9 protein-coding genes are annotated in these 13526 nt (G+C 70.7%); 2 read left to right on the top strand and 7 right to left on the bottom strand.

Annotated features, from left to right (window positions below):
• Nucleotides 1-34 precede the first annotated feature (34 nt).
• Together ACG04R_RS20565 and ACG04R_RS20570 are read left to right on the top strand one after the other, a co-directional pair.
• Complete coding sequence (locus ACG04R_RS20565; protein ID WP_394415260.1) at nt 35-2392, top strand: beta-galactosidase; 2358 nt, start codon at nt 35-37, stop codon at nt 2390-2392.
• 36 nt (nt 2393-2428) lie between these two features.
• Nucleotides 2429-3769, top strand: coding sequence for an MFS transporter (locus tag ACG04R_RS20570; protein WP_394415263.1), 1341 nt, complete (start codon nt 2429-2431; stop codon nt 3767-3769).
• A 6-nt stretch (nt 3770-3775) separates the two neighbouring features.
• On the opposite strand, the gene ACG04R_RS20575 is transcribed toward ACG04R_RS20570, so the two are convergent.
• From ACG04R_RS20575 to ACG04R_RS20605, 7 genes are all read right to left on the bottom strand, one after another.
• Nucleotides 3776-8830: a S8 family serine peptidase gene (locus tag ACG04R_RS20575; protein ID WP_394415266.1), complete on the bottom strand. Its 5055-nt coding sequence runs from the start codon at nt 8828-8830 to the stop codon at nt 3776-3778.
• Nucleotides 8831-8857: 27 nt separating this feature from the next.
• Nucleotides 8858-9637 (bottom strand): hypothetical protein, encoded by a 780-nt coding sequence (locus ACG04R_RS20580; RefSeq protein ID WP_394415269.1) that lies wholly within the window; start codon nt 9635-9637, stop codon nt 8858-8860.
• Nucleotides 9638-9649: 12 nt separating this feature from the next.
• Nucleotides 9650-9853, bottom strand: coding sequence for a hypothetical protein (locus ACG04R_RS20585; RefSeq protein WP_394415271.1), 204 nt, complete (start codon nt 9851-9853; stop codon nt 9650-9652).
• A gap of 16 nt (nt 9854-9869) precedes the next feature.
• The gene (locus ACG04R_RS20590; RefSeq protein ID WP_394415273.1) at nt 9870-10370 is read right to left on the bottom strand and encodes a hypothetical protein; all 501 of its coding nucleotides are present in this window, start codon (nt 10368-10370) and stop codon (nt 9870-9872) included.
• A gap of 55 nt (nt 10371-10425) precedes the next feature.
• Nucleotides 10426-11439, bottom strand: coding sequence for a hypothetical protein (locus ACG04R_RS20595; RefSeq protein ID WP_394415275.1), 1014 nt, complete (start codon nt 11437-11439; stop codon nt 10426-10428).
• 275 nt (nt 11440-11714) lie between these two features.
• Nucleotides 11715-12191: a hypothetical protein gene (locus tag ACG04R_RS20600; protein ID WP_394415278.1), complete on the bottom strand. Its 477-nt coding sequence runs from the start codon at nt 12189-12191 to the stop codon at nt 11715-11717.
• A 9-nt stretch (nt 12192-12200) separates the two neighbouring features.
• Nucleotides 12201-13517, bottom strand: coding sequence for a hypothetical protein (locus ACG04R_RS20605; protein WP_394415280.1), 1317 nt, complete (start codon nt 13515-13517; stop codon nt 12201-12203).
• Nucleotides 13518-13526: the final 9 nt, after the last annotated feature.

Raw genomic sequence — 13526 nt, forward strand, 5'->3', positions numbered from 1 at the left:
CGCTCAAATCGCCGTCCAACCAGGACCGCCCTCCATGACCGTTCTCCTCCCCCGCCGCCAACTGCTCGGCGCCGCCTCCGGCGCCGCGCTGATGCTGAATGCGCCAGTGGCCCAGGCAGCAGCCCCGCGCTTCGCCATCGGCGAGACCGACTTCCTGCTGGACGGCCAGCCGCTGCAGATCCGCTGCGGCGAGATGCACTTCGCCCGCGTGCCGCGCGAGTACTGGCGCCACCGCCTGCAGGCCATCAAGGCGATGGGCATGAACGCCGTCTGCGCCTATCTGTTCTGGAACTATCACGAGTGGCGCGAAGGCCAGTACCAGTGGAGCGGCCAGCGTGACGCCGTCGAGTTCTGCAAGCTGGCGCAGGCGGAGGGCCTGTGGGTCATCCTGCGCCCCGGCCCCTACGCCTGCGCCGAGTGGGAGATGGGCGGCCTGCCGTGGTGGCTGCTGAAGCACCCTGGCGACGCCTTCCTGCGCAGCCGCGACGACGCCTTCGTGCAGCCGGCGCGGCGCTGGCTGAAGGAAGTCGGCCGTGTGCTGGGCGGCCAGCAGATCAGCCATGGCGGGCCGATCCTGATGGTGCAGGTCGAGAACGAGTACGGCTTCCTCAGCGACGACAAGGACTACCTGCGCGTCATGCGCCAGGCCGTGCTGGACGGCGGCTTCGACGTGCCGCTGTTCCAGTGCAACCCGACCAACGCGGTCGGCCGCACGCACATCCCCGAGCTGTTCACGGTCGCCAACTTCGGCAGCGACCCGGCCACCGGCTTCAAGGCGCTGGACGCGCTGCAGAAGGGGCCGAAGATGTGCGGCGAGTACTACTCCGGCTGGTTCGACACCTGGGGCGCGCCACACCGCCGCGGCGACAACACCCGCGCCATCCAGGACATCGACGCGATGCTGAACGCGGGCGGATCTTTCAGCCTCTACATGGCCCACGGCGGCACGACCTTCGGCCTGTGGGGCGGCTGCGACCGGCCGTTCCGCCCGGACACCACCAGCTACGACTACGACGCCCCCATCGGCGAGGCCGGCTGGGTCGGCGAGAAGTTCCGCACCTACCGCGAGTGCCTGGCCAAACACCTGAAGCCGGGCGAGGTGCTGCCCGAGCCGCCGGCCCGGCTGCCGGTCATGACCATCCCGTCGTTCGCGCTGACAGAGACGGCGCCGGTGCTCGCCAACCTGCCTGCGGCGGCGATCCAGGCCGAGTCGCCGAAGAACATCGAGCAGTACGACATCAGCCGCGGCCTCGTCGCCTACCGCGTCACGCTGCCTGCCGGCCCGGCCGGCCGGCTGGAGGCTGCGAACGCGCGCGACCTGGCCTGGGTCTTCGTCGGCGGCCGGCTGGCCGGCACGATGGACACGCGGCATCGCCGCTTCGCGGTCGACATCCCTGCGCGCAAGGCCGACACCGTCGTCGAGATCCTGCTCTACACGATCGCCCGCGTGAACTTCGGCATGGAGGTGCACGACCGCAAGGGCCTGCAGGGCCCCGTCATGTTCAAGACCAAGGCCGGCGCGCGGGAGCTGAAGGGCTGGGAGATCCGCGCCGTCGACTTCGGCGCCGACGGCGAACTGCCGCCGCTGCGCTGGCAAGCCAAGCGGCCGTCCGGCGCGGCAGCGCCGGCCTTCTGGCGCGGCAGCTTCGACGCGGCGACCGCGGCCGACACCTTCCTCGACATGTCCACCTGGGGCCAGGGCATCGTCTGGATCAACGGGCGTTGCCTCGGCCGCTACTGGAGCATCGGCCCCACGCAGACGATGTACCTGCCGGGGCCGTGGATCAAGGCTGGCCGCAACGAGGTCGTCGTGCTGGACCTGACCGGGCCGCGTGCCAACCGCATCGAGGGCAAGTCCCTGCCGGTGCTGGACCAGCTGCAGCCCGACCGCGACCTGGCCCGCCCGCCCAGCACGGCCCGTCCGCGCCTGGCCGGGCTGACGCCGGTGTTCACGGGCCAGTTCGCCGCTGGCCCGGCGACGCAGGATGTGCGCTTCGACGCGCCGGCCCACGGCCGCCAGCTCTGCATCGAGGTGCTCGACACCTTCGACGGCCAACCTCACGCGGCCATCGCCGAACTGGCATTGCTCGGCGCGGACGGCAAGCCGTTGAACCAGACCGCCTGGACCATTGCCTACGCCAGCAGCGAGGAGGCGCGCAAGGAGGACGGCAGCGCGCTGAACGCGATCAACGGCCAAGCCACGGACTACTGGCACACGGCCTACAGCGGCAACGCCAGGCCGGTGGGCACGCCGCGCCTCATCGTCGACCTCGGCGCGTCGGCCGACATCGCCGGGATACGCTACACCCCCCGCCAAGGGCCTGACAGCGTGACCGGCCGCATCCGCCGCTACCGCGTGTTCGTTGGCGACAAGCTGGTCGACCAGGATTGAGTCGGCCCTAAAAAAAGTACTACGGAGACATCAACGATGAATCAGCCAGCCATGGGCAAGTACAGGTGGACGATCTGCGCCCTCTTGTTCTTCGCCACCACCGTCAACTACCTGGACCGGCAGGTGCTGAGCCTGCTGGCGCCGGCGCTGTCCAAGGAGTTCGGCTGGTCCAACACCGACTACGCCAACATCACTGCGGTGTTCCAGTTCGGCTACGCGATCGCCATGCTGTTCGCCGGCCGCTTCATCGACGCCATCGGCACCAAGCGTGCCTTCATCATCGCCGTCGCGGTCTGGTCGCTGGGCGCGCTGATGCACGCGTTCTCCGTGTCCGTCGGCACGGCGCTCGTCGCGCTGGGCATCGGGCTGCCGGTGTCGGTCGTCGGCTTCATGGCGTCGCGCGCCGTGCTGGCGCTGGGTGAGGCGGGCAACTTCCCCGCCGCCATCAAGGCCACGGCCGAGTACTTCCCCAAGAAGGAGCGCTCGTTCGCGACCGGCATCTTCAACTCCGGCGCCAACGTCGGCGCCATCCTCGCGCCGCTGACGGTGCCGTGGATCGCCGTCACCTGGGGCTGGCCGATGGCCTTCATCGCCATCGGCGCGATCGGCTTCCTCTGGATCGTGTTGTGGTCCATCTACTACGACACGCCGTCGCAGCAGAAGCGCCTGGGCGCCGCAGAACTGGCCTACATCAACAGCGACCGCGAGCCCGAACCGGTGGTGGAGGGCGCCAAGGTGCCCTGGTTCAAGCTGCTGGGCTACCGCCAGACCTGGGCCTTCGCCGTCGGCAAGTTCCTGACCGATGGCGTCTGGTGGTTCTACCTGTTCTGGCTGCCCAAGTACCTGTCCAGCCAGTACGGCATGAGCACGACCGACATCGCGTTGCCGCTGGCCGTGCTGTACAGCATGACGATGGTGGGCAGCATCGGCGGCGGCTGGTTCCCGAGCTACTTCATGCAGCGCGGCTACGCGCCGTACGACGGCCGCATGCGCGCCATGCTGCTGATCGCCTTCTTCCCGCTGGCCGTGCTGCTCGCGCAGCCGCTGGGCGGCATCAGCTTCTGGCTGCCGGTACTGCTGGTGGGCGTCGGCGCGTCGGCGCACCAGGCCTGGTCGGCCAACCTGTTCACCACGGTGTCGGACATGTTCCCCAAGCGCACGGTCGGCTCGGTCGTCGGCATCGGCGGTATGGCCGGCGGGCTGGGCGGTGTGGCGGTGTCCAAGCTGGGCGGCTGGATCTTCGATGCCTATGGCGCTCGCGGCGACCTGGCCACCGGCTACATGATCATGTTCTCGGTCTGCGCGCTGGCCTACCTCGTCGCGTGGGTCGCGATGAAGGCGCTGGTGCCGCGCCACAAGGAGATCACCGGGCTCTGATGCGCCTCAGTAGGTCGGTGTGCCCACCACCGCCGCCACCGGCTGGTTGAAGCGCTGCTCCGGCCCGGTGCCGGCGAACACCAGCGCAAAGGGCTGCAGGTTCTGCTGGTTGAACAGGTCGGTGCCGAAGCCGGCGACCGACACCTCCACCTCGTAGTCGCCTGCCGGCGGGTTGGCGACGACGACCTGCTTGTACGGCTGCTGGTTCTCGTGCACATCCGTCGCGCCCGGCGGGTTGGCGACGGCGCGCGACAGGTGCGTGCGGCCGGGCGCGGTGTCCCACAGGTTGCCGAAGTACTGCGTGCGCACGCCCGGCGCCGGCGGCACCGGTGCGCGCACCGTCAGGTGCAGATGGCGCAGCAGGTTGGGGCCGGGCGGGTCGGTCCAGGTCAGCGTCACGCGCAGCAGCGCGGTTCCGGCCGGCAGCGTGAAGACGTAGCGCACCGCGCGGCCGGGGCCCAGCGCGCAGTCGTCACGCACCTGCAGCGTGAATGGCAGCGCCGGCGCCAGCGACTGGCGCAGGTTGATCAGGCCCCAGCCGTAGCCAGCCGTGCGGTCGGGCAGCGCGGCCGGCGTCAGGTTGGTGGCGCCGTTGACGAGCGTGGCGCGCAGCAACGCGGCGCTGGGCAGCGAGTAGGCGTCCTGGCTGGCGCGGCGGTTGATCAGCGTGCAGCGCTGCTTCAGCTGCCCGGCTTCCTGCTCCGTCCACGCCAGCATGAAGATGCGGCCGTTCCACGTCAGCCGGAAGTCCTGCACGAAGCCGGTCGGGCTGCCGAAGGCCAGGATGGCTGCGGGTGCCGGCGGCAGCAGCGCGCCGATCGCGGGCGGCGGCTGCGGCACGGCCAGGCGTCGGCCGTTCTCGTCCAGCACCGTGAAGTAGAGCCGTCGCACGCCGCTGCCGGCTTCGACACCGATCCAGGCCAGGCCCCAGGACGGACTCCACTCCGGCAGCGGCACGCCGGCCGGCGGTGCCGTCCAGGCTTCGTGCAGGTAGGTGGAGACCAGCTGCGGTTCGACCGCGTCCCGGGTGGCGCTCCAGCCAGGCGTGGCCGGCTCGATGACGCGGACGTCCGTCACGCTCGGCAGGACGCCTGGTGCTGGCGGCGGGCCGGCTACCGGCGGGGTGGCCATGGGCTGGCCGAGCCGGTCGATGCGGCCGAAGCGGATCTCGAACGGGCTGCCCGCCGCCGCGCGGTACTGCCACGCCGCGCCGTACTCGCGCCGCGGGCTGTTGATGGCGATGGGCCGGCGCGCGATGACGGCGTTGCGGGCCTCGCCAGCAGCGCTGCTGAGCACCGCCTCGGCCGCCAGCGGTGCACCGGCCGGGCTGAAGCGGCGGCACAGCACCTGCGTGTTGGCGCCGGCGGTACGGTGGTAGACGGCCACGCCGCAGGCCTCGATGCCGTTGACGAACTGGTACCAGCCGTGGGCAGCCACGCCGTCGCAGGTGGCGAGGTCCGCCGGCGTGCCGGCGCTGCTGCCATCGGCGCGCAGGCGCTGCTGGCGCAGGTGCAGCGTGGCGCCCTGCAGGCTGCCGTAGGCGACGATGATGGTGAAGGCCGGCACGGTGAAGAAGCCCAGCTGCGGTGGCGTGCGGTCGTGCGGCGGCATCGCCGCATCGGCGATCACCCGCGCGCCGCCGGTGCCGAACGTGGCGACCGGGGCGCCGTCGGCGTCGTCCAGGTAGACGGTGACGCCGGCCAGCACGTCGTTGCTGACGCTGATGCGCCGGTTGTTGCCCGTCCACAGCATCTCGACATTGATGACCAGGCCGCCGTAGATGCGCTCGCGGATGCCGTTGGCGCCGTGGCGCGCGTCGGGCACGCCGTCGGCGCCCAGACGCAGCCACTGCTGGTTGTCGGTCAGGTTCAGGCCCGGCGCGCCGCGCATCAGGTCCCAGGTGGCACCGGTCCATGCGGCGGCGACCGGCGTCAGCACGGTGTTGGCATGGTCCAGCAGCGTCAGCACCTGGTACTTGCCGTTGCGCAGGAAGGGCGTGGCGGTGTCGGCCTGGGCCTCGAAGGCGAGGTCGGGCGTCAAGGTCTGCAGGTAGACGCCGATGGCGTCCGAGTTGACCTCGTCGGGGTTCTGGTAGGTGAGCACGAAGCCCGCGGCGTCGCCGAACAGCGCGAAGCCGTTGGCATCGCCGGGCGAGTCGGTCACGCGCACCGCGCTGCGGCCGCCTGCGCTGGCGTCTGCCGCGATGCGGCCGTCGACGCTGCCGGTCGTGTCCAGCAGCGTCAGATAGAGGTCGAAGTGGGCGTTCTGGGAGTCGTCCTCCCAGGCCAGCAGGTAGCCGCCGGACGGATGCAGCGCCAATTGCGGCCGACGCATGTGGCCGGCGGCGCCGGTGCTGACGAGCAGCTTCGGTGCGACGACCGGCGCCAGCTGCGCGTCGAAACCGGCGATGAAGAGCTCGCCGCCGGCGGCCGTGCGGGCGTCGCACCAGGCCACCCAGTAGCGTCGCAGCAGCGGGTCCCACAGCAGGCAGGGCTCGCGGACCTCGGCGGCCTGGTCGACGGCGATGACCGCTGCGGCCGGGTGCAGCTGCGCGCTGCCGTCGACCTGCCGCAGCGTCAGCTGGAAGCTCGCGCCGTGCAGGACGCCGGCCAGCGTCACGCGGTCACCGTCGTAGGCGGCGGCCTGCTGCTGGCCGCTGCCGTCCGTGGTCATCAGGTTCACCGGCGCCGCGTCGACGGCCGCGCCATTGGCCGCGTCGAAGCGCTGGAAGAAGAAGCCCTGGCCCGGTGACGTAGGCCACAGGCAGATGACGTGGTTGTTGGCCGTCAGCAGCGCCGGGGCCACCGTGTCGTCGAGCCGCGCGTCCTGCGCCAGCGTGACGACGCCGTTGGTGCCGAAGGCGGCCAGTGGCGCGAGCTGGCGGTCGTAGGCGCTGAGCCTGGCCTTGCCGTCGGCCTGGCGGTGCAGCACGAAGGTCTTGTCGGCCAGCGTCGCGAGGGCGAGGGCGGGGTGCTCGCCCACGCCGGCCTGCAGCACGACCGGCACGGCGTCCACCGGCCCCTGGTGGTGGCGCGCGACGCGCATCGCGACGACCTGTGTCGCCGCTGCCGGCAGCGCCGGCGTGACCCAGGCGCAGACGATGCCGTCCGGATGCTGCGCGATGGCCGGGCGGCTCGGGAAGCCCGGCTGCGCGGCGGGCGAGGCCGGCATGGGCACGCCCTGCAGCAGCAGCGGCCGGCGCAGTTGCGCGTGGCGCGTGCGGTAGTACTGGCGCACCAGCAGCGCCGAGCCGCTGATGACCGGCGCCGACATGCTGGTGCCGGAGTCGACCATGTAGAGGTTGCGCAGCGCCGTCAGCGCGGCCGGCAGCATGCTGCCGAAGTTGTTTGCGTAGAACGGGTCGGCAATGGGCGGCGGGCCGGGCAGCGCCACCGCCGGGCCCAGCATTTGCGAGCGTGCGGAGACGACGTTGGTGCCCGGCGCGCAGATGTCGGGCTTCACCCGCCCGGTGCTCGTGTTGCCGGCATCGCGCACCAGGCCGCGGTTGCTGAAAAGCGCGACCTGGGCCGAGTTGTCGGACATGGTGAACGCGCCGGCCGCGCCGCCGGCCGTGGCGTTGAACGCGGCGTGCGTGTAGCGCCCGGCGAGCAGCGCGCGGTAGCTGTCGCGCCAGCCGGCGTCGTTGTGCAGGTTCTCGGTGCAGCCGATGCACAGCACGTTCTTGGCCAGCGAGTGCTGGCGCAGCGTGCGCGCATCCAGCACGCCGTCCGGCGCGGGGAAGGTGTCGGACTCCAGGTTGCCGGCGGTGAAGACGATCAGCACGTCCGGGTTGTCGTGGCACCAGCGGTCGGCGGTGGTGGCGAAGGCACCGTAGCGGTTGTTCGTGCCGGTGGCCGGGTTGATGCCCCAGGAGTTGTTGATGACGCTGGCGCCGCGGTCCGCCGCGAAGCTGAAGGGCGCGGCAATGGCGCCGGCGGCCGGGAAGGGGCCGATGCCGATCAGCGCGGCGCGCGGCGCGATGCCGCGCGTCAGGTTGCCGGAGCCGCTGCCGTCGCCGCAGACCGTGCCGGCGACGTGCGTGCCGTGCGGGTTGTTGCCCGGCACGGGCGCGGGCACCTGCAGGTTCGCCGTGTTGGCGAGCAGCCGGATGTTGGTCGCGAGGTCGGGGTGGAAGGGCGTCATGACGCCAGCCACCGGCCCGCCGGCGAGGTTGCCGACGTCGAAGCCGGAATCCACCACGGCGCCGATCTCGCCCAGGCCGTCGAGGTTGACGAGAAAGTTGACGGTGCCCAGGTCGCGCACCTGGTTGGCGCCGACGATGACGCCGGCATTCATCGTGTCTGCCGACACGATGCCCGGCAGTGTGGCGCTGTGCAGGCCGCGCACCGACAGCACGGCAGCGGCCTGGCCGGCGTCGGCGACGTTCAGCAGGAAGCCATGGTCCACCGGCATGACGACCGTCGCGCCGGCCGCCTCCAGGGCCGGCTGCAGCGAGGCCGCGTCGAGGGCCTCGAAGGCCTGCACCAGCAGGTTGCCGTCCTCGGCCGAGGCGGGCGGCAACTGCAGCGACAGGCTGGCGAGGCCCGCGGCGTCGAGCGGGTCGTCGAGGCCGCACAACTCCAGCGCCGGCACGTAGGCCGGGTGGAACAGGCTGACGCCCGCGACCTGCGGCAGCGCGCGCACCGCGTCGCAGGTCTCGCTCGTCATGCGGTAGACGCTGGCGGTGAGCGACAGCTGCTGCAGCGGCTCGGCGCCGGCCAGCATCAGCTCCTGCAACCAGGACTTGTCGGGTGGCGCGGCGAACAGCAGCAACCAGTCGGCGGTGTCCGTGCCGCCGGGTGTGGCGGCCGTCAGCGCGGCCGGTGGCTGCGGCGTCTCCTCCAGCGGCCGCCAGCGCAGCGGACCCAGCGCCAGCTCACCGGCGTCGGCATAGGGTGTGACCTCGATGCCCTCGGCCTGCAGTGTCGCGACCTGCGGGTCCTCCAGCCGCACCCACAGCTGCCCGCCCGATTCGCGCAACACGGTGACGCGGCTGCGGGCGAAGGCGTCCTGCTCCGGGGCGCGATCCGGGTCGAAGCGCAGGAAGGCTAGCGTGCTCATGGATGGGCCCTCATGCTCCAGGCGTGTTCAAGCCTGCACGATCGGATCGATGTCGACGCGGCGGCCGCCGCCGGCCAGGTCGGGGCGGCCGGGCGTCAACACCTGCGTGATGGGCTTGCCTTCGTTGTCGCCGAGCAGCCGCTGTACCAGCAGGTTGAGCTCGGCAGCAAGCAGGATGCCGTGGCTGTTGCCGGTGGTCGTGCCGCTCGCGAAGCCCAGCGTCTTCAGCGTACCGGCAACCTGATAGCCGCCGGCCGCGAACTGGTAGGCCGCACCGCTGCGCAGCGCGTCTCGGTTCAGCGCCAGTGCAGCCAACGACAGCGACAAGGCCTGCTCGGCTTGCGCCGCGGTGCTGCCGGTGAGCGTCAGCGCGGCCTGGTACTGCACTTTCAACTGCGTGCCGGCGGCGACGACGCCGTAGAGCACCTGCAGCTGATTGAAGACGGCCAGCAGGCGGCCCGGCCGCGGCGTGAAGGTGAACTTCGCCGGGTCGGCCGCGTCCCAGCTCAGCTCGGCAGGCGAGAGCGCCACCAGCTCGCCCGACGGCGAGCGCAGGTAGACGCGCCTGGGGCCGGGGTAGGGCGGGCGCGTCAACGTGAACGGGCCGTTCGGGTGGGCTGGGTCGAAGGCCAGCGCGTCCTGCGCGTCGAGCGGTCCGGGTTCGCCGGCCACCGGGTCCTGCGAGCTGGGGTCGAGCTGCCAGCTGATGTGGTCGAAGGCGATCTGCACCGCGCCGGCCCCGCTGAACAGCGCCGGGAAGCTGCCCTGCAGCAGCGCGGTGATGGCGGTCTCGAGCGCGAGCAGCATGGCGGCCTCAGCTCATGACGTGGGCCACTGTGGTGGCTGCTCGGGCTCGTCGCCCAGCGCCTCCTGCAGCACCTGCACGGCGCCGCTGATGCGCAACAGCGTTGCGCGCACGCTGGTGATCTGGCTCTCCAGCTCCTGCAGCGTCTGCTGGCCCTTGGCGTATTCGGCTCGCAGCGCCTCGAGGCGCTGGCGCAGCCGGGGCTCCAGTTCGGACATGGATGGTGTCTCCTGTTCAACCACTCTTGGATCGGGACTTGGGCGCTGGCTTGGCCGTCACCAGCGCGGTCGGGAACTTGGCCGTGACCGCGTCCACGTCGGCGACGGTCTTGGCCTTGGCGACCAGTGCCTCCAGCCGTTCGGCTTCTGCGCGGAATGCGTTGACGGTGTTGCGCAGTTGCTGCACGCGGTCGTCGTCATAGATTCCCAGGCCGGCGTTCAGCAACTGGTAGTCTGGCGCGATGGCCCCGCGCTGTGTCAGCGCCTGCAGCTTGATCTCGTCGAGCTTGCGGGCGCGCGCCTGATCCAGCGTCTCGGCGGGGGGGGCGTCCAGGTCAACGACGATGCCCTTCTTGATCGCGAACTTTGCCGGCACGAACTGGTCGATGGCGCGGCCGACTTCCATCGTCTGGGGGTCGTACTTGTCGAAGAAGGCCGACGGCTCGCGCTCGTCGCCCGGCGAGGCATTGGCCACGTGGAGCAGGGCCTTCGACTTCTTGTCGATGAAAACGTACATGTCAGCTCCTTGAATCAAACCCGTCAGCTGGAGCGGTTTCAGCGAACGCCTGTCGTCAGAACGGCAGCTCCAGCACCACGACATTGAAGAAGTCGTTGAAGTCGCTCTGCGTGTTTCCGTCGACCGGCGCCAGCGCGAAGCTGTGCGTGCCGGCGGCCAGGCCGGTCAACGTCGTGAAGATCGGCGGGACTGTCTTGTGACTGCCACTCTCGTTGGTGAAGCCCAGCGCCACGAAGCGGTTGATGCCGTCGATCTGAACGAAGAAGCCGATGCGCCCTGCACTGCTGCGAAAGGCGCTGCCCGAGGACAGGATCAGCAGCGTGCCGCCGTTGCTGGTGAACGAGGTCGACAGCGGCAAGGGGCCGGCGCGGGTGAACATCAGCGTCGTCGACCGAAAGCGCGGCGACGTGATGTTGCGGATGTGCGCCACGTCGCCGGTCGTCGTGTTCATCGTCAAGCCCCAGCCGATGCCGGTGTTGCCCCAGAAGCCGACGTTGTTGTCGTCCATCATGCCGATGAAGGCGCGGTCGTTGCCCGGTGCGGTCTGCTGCAGCCACAGGCCGGCGCTGCTCTCGGTCATCTGGCGCAGCCGCAGGCGGCCGCCGATGTCGAACCGCATGTCGGTGCTGGGGACGTTGACACGCACGCGGCCGGCGTTGTCCCAGCCCAGCGCGATGTTGTCGGTGCCGCCGCTGCCGTTGATGTGGCTGCCCAGGGCGCCACCGTTGTTGCCCCACAGCACCGGGCCGTCGACGTTGACGCCAGCGAAGAGCTTGCCGGTGCCGCGCCAGGCCAGGCCGTGGTTGGGGTCGCCGATGCCGCGCAGCCAGACGCTGTTGTCGTTGAGGCTGACGTCGCCGGCGATGTCCAGCTTGGCCGCGCCAGCTGCGGCCGCCTTGCCGATGGCCAGCGCGCCGGCGATGGACAGGTTGCCCGTGATCGCGTCGCCGGCGCGGTTGACCTTGGCCGTGTCCAGCCGCTGGGTCTCGGTGATCAGGTCGTTCCAGTCCTTGGAGCGGATGGCATCGCCGGGGCTCTTGGGGCTGGGTTGGTCGGGGGTGAAGGCCATGAATGTCTCCAGGGTCTGCTAACGCCAGGGCAATGAGCCGCAAAGGCCGCCCGCCAGGGGCCAATCAAGGCGCAGCGTGCCGCCCGCACTCGCGTGCGGGCAAACGGTGTAACGCGGGGTGGCCCCTGGCGGGCGGCCTTCCCGAAGGGTTGAATCCAGAAAGGCCGCGCGCGACGTTGCACACCCTCGCCAGGCGCGCAACCCGGCTGCGGTTTGCGCCTGGCTCGCGGCGTTTCTGGATTCAATGCGGTTCGTTGCCATGGCGTTAGCAGACCCTAGAACACGATGTCCCAGATCAGCGTCAGCTTGAAGGTGTTGACCTTGGTCACCGCGTCGAAGACGACCCGGTTGTACATGGTGCCCGCCGCCGAGGCCGTGAAGATGCCGGCCTCGCGCAGCGGGTCGGCACCATTGGCTTCGCCGAAGTCGAACACGGTCTGCAGGCTGACCTTGACGCGCTTGATGCCGCCGGCATCGACGATGGCGCTGTAGGTCGGCGTGGCGACGGCGTTGCGCGCGCGCTCGGCCACCAGGGCCACGTCGTCGTCGCTGGCCGCCGTGCCGCCGGTGCCCACGCCCATGTGGCTGACGATGTTGGGCGGCGCGCCGGCGACGCCCGCAAAATGCTGGGCCACCAGCTCACGGCCCGAACGCACGATGCGGTTGCGGTGCATCCGGTCCAGCAGCAGCGAGCCGTCCGCCGCGTGCAGCAGCAACCGTACCTGGCCTTGCATGTCGAGGGTTTCAATCATGGGGAGCTCCTATTGAAATCCGAAGGCGCCGTCGAACACGGCCACGTTGAACACGCCGCCGATGGCGAAGTGCTCGCTGCTGTCGTGCACCTCGACCTCGCTGTCGAGCGCGCCGGCGTTGAGGCTTTCGTCGGCGTCCTGGGTCTCCGTGATCGCGTGGTCGAGCCGGCCGGAGAAGGTCTCGATGGCGGCCTGGTCGTCCCAGGGAATGGCCTCGCTGGACTCGCCGGGCAGCGAGATCGCGTACTGCACCATGCCGCGCACGCCGGCGGCGCGGGCGCGGTCGACAACTTTCTGCATCGCGTCGTGCGACAGGCCCTGGAAGACCTTGAAGCGGTTTTCGTAGCCGCTGCCGGCCAGCGCGCGGGCCACGGCGGCGTCGGTGAAGAAGGGCACGATGACGTCGAACACCAGTGGCTGCAGCCGCAGCCACTGCATGCGCACCGAGAAGGCCGCCGCGTCGAAGGTCTGGCCGGTGTCGAACGCGTCCTCGTCGAACGCCGCGCCGCGCCCGGCAGCGAAGGACCAGCGCGAGACGCCCGGCGGCACCAGGGGCAGCTGCGGCGCGCCGCCGCCGAGGCGGGTGAAGTGGCTCGTCACATCGGTCGATCCGATGGACGCGGAGAAGTCAGCCGCCGTGCTTCCTTCCAGCAGCAGCGTCGCACCGCGCGGCACGGTGAAGTCGGGCTCCGCGACGACGCTCTCGCCGCTGTCCAACTGGGTCAGGCTCAGCTGGCGGGCGTTGGACGTGAAGGTCCATTCGATGCGCGGCGGTGTCGCCTCGATGGTGCTGACGGCGAGGTTCAGCGTGACCTGGCTGCCAGCCGCCGTCGGCGCCGCGCTGCCCAGCATCACATCGGTCTTTGGCGCGAACTCCTCGACCTTGACCAGCGCGGCCAGCCGCGCGATGAGCGTGTCGATGGCGGCCGTGTTGGCGCTGTTGCGGGCCAACTGCTGGCCGAACAGCTTCAGGTCGTAGGGCAGGCCCAGCGCCGCGCGCACCGCGCCCTTGATGCCCTCGACGGTGCCGCCGCCCTGGAAGGACGACACGGTGGCGCGCACCAGCGGGCGGAAGGTGTCGTCGCTTTCCGGCTGGCCGTTGGGCAGCAGACGGCGTGTGACGCCCAGCAGCGCCGCCAGTCCGTCCAGCCCGCCGCCCTCGGCGTAGTCGATCCAGTGCGACTTCAGCAGCTTCTTGACTGCCGCGTCGCCCGCCATCAGCTCGTTGCCCAGCGCGTCGAGCACCGTGTGCAGCAGCGACGCGCCTTCCCGTGCGGCGTAGGCCTCGGGGAAGAGGGCGACGAGGCGGTCGGTCTTGAAGGACATGGCGGCTCG

Source organism: Pelomonas candidula (assembly GCF_043555985.1).
Lineage (GTDB): Bacteria > Pseudomonadota > Gammaproteobacteria > Burkholderiales > Burkholderiaceae_C > Pelomonas > Pelomonas candidula.